1 protein-coding gene is annotated in these 1,125 nt (G+C 27.9%); it reads right to left on the bottom strand.

All coding sequences use genetic code 11. From position 1 onward, the window contains the following. Positions 1 to 5 precede the first annotated feature (5 nt). The gene (carA, locus tag LDP10_RS02940; RefSeq protein ID WP_265197250.1) at positions 6 to 1,124 is read right to left on the bottom strand and encodes a glutamine-hydrolyzing carbamoyl-phosphate synthase small subunit; all 1,119 of its coding nucleotides are present in this window, start codon (positions 1,122 to 1,124) and stop codon (positions 6 to 8) included. Between the last annotated feature and the right edge of the window lies 1 nt (position 1,125).

Genomic DNA, 1,125 nt, shown 5'->3' with positions numbered 1-1,125 from the left:
TGGCATTAGAATTTTATTCCTGAAATATTATTATAATTCATATTATTTTTAATTAATTTTATGAAGTGATCAAATAAAGTTATGGGATCTTGAGGTCCAGGATTTGCTTCAGGATGTCCTTGAAAACTAAATGCTAATTTATCTTTTAGATGTATACCTTGTAACGAATTGTCAAAGAGAGATATATGTGTGATTTGTATATTATTTGGGATACTGTTTATATCTACAGTAAAATTATGATTTTGAGAAGTAATCATTACTTTATTATTAGTGACATTTTTTACGGGGTGATTAACACCATGATGTCCAAATTTCATTTTTATGATTTTAGCACCATTAGCTAATGCTAATAACTGATGTCCTAAACAGATTCCGAATATAGGTATATTTTTTTTTAAAAATTTTTTAATAGCACCAATAGCATAAAGACATGCTCTTGGATCACCAGGTCCATTAGATAAAAAAATACCGTGTGGAGATAGTTTTAATGTTTCTTCTGCAGAAGTTTCTGCTGGAACAATAGTTAATCGGCAACCCTTGTTTGATAAAATCGATAATATATTTTTTTTTACACCATAATCATATACTACAACATGATAAAGTGTTTTTTTTTGTTTTTTTATGTGATCATTTTGCCATGTATAAAAATATTTAGTAGATACTTGTTTAGCTAAATCAATTCCTTCAAGACCCAAAAACTGTTTATTTTTTTTAATTGCTGTAGCAATAGTAAGTATATTTTTTGTAAAAATACAACCGTGTTGAGATCCCTTGTTTCTTAAAATGCGTGTCAATTTTCTTGTATCGATATTAGAAATAGCTATAATATTATTTTTTTTTAGGTAATTAGGTAAACTATATGTAGATCGATAATTACTAGATATCGTTGACATTTCTTTAATTATTAATCCTTTTATGTGAATTTTATGGGATTCTTCATCAAATATATTTGTGCCAACATTACCGATATGAGGATATGTGAGAGTAACGATTTGATGGGAATAAGAAGGATCTGTTAAAATCTCTTGATAACCAGTCATAGAAGTATTAAATACAATTTCTCCTATAGTATATCCGGAAGCTCCTACTGATTGACCGTGAAAAGTGGTTCCATCTTGTAAAATC

Source organism: Buchnera aphidicola (Pemphigus obesinymphae) (assembly GCF_026122815.1).
Lineage (GTDB): Bacteria > Pseudomonadota > Gammaproteobacteria > Enterobacterales > Enterobacteriaceae > Buchnera_C > Buchnera_C aphidicola_BJ.
The sequence above is the reverse complement of the archived record's forward strand: the minus strand, read 5'-3'. Positions and strand labels throughout refer to the sequence as shown.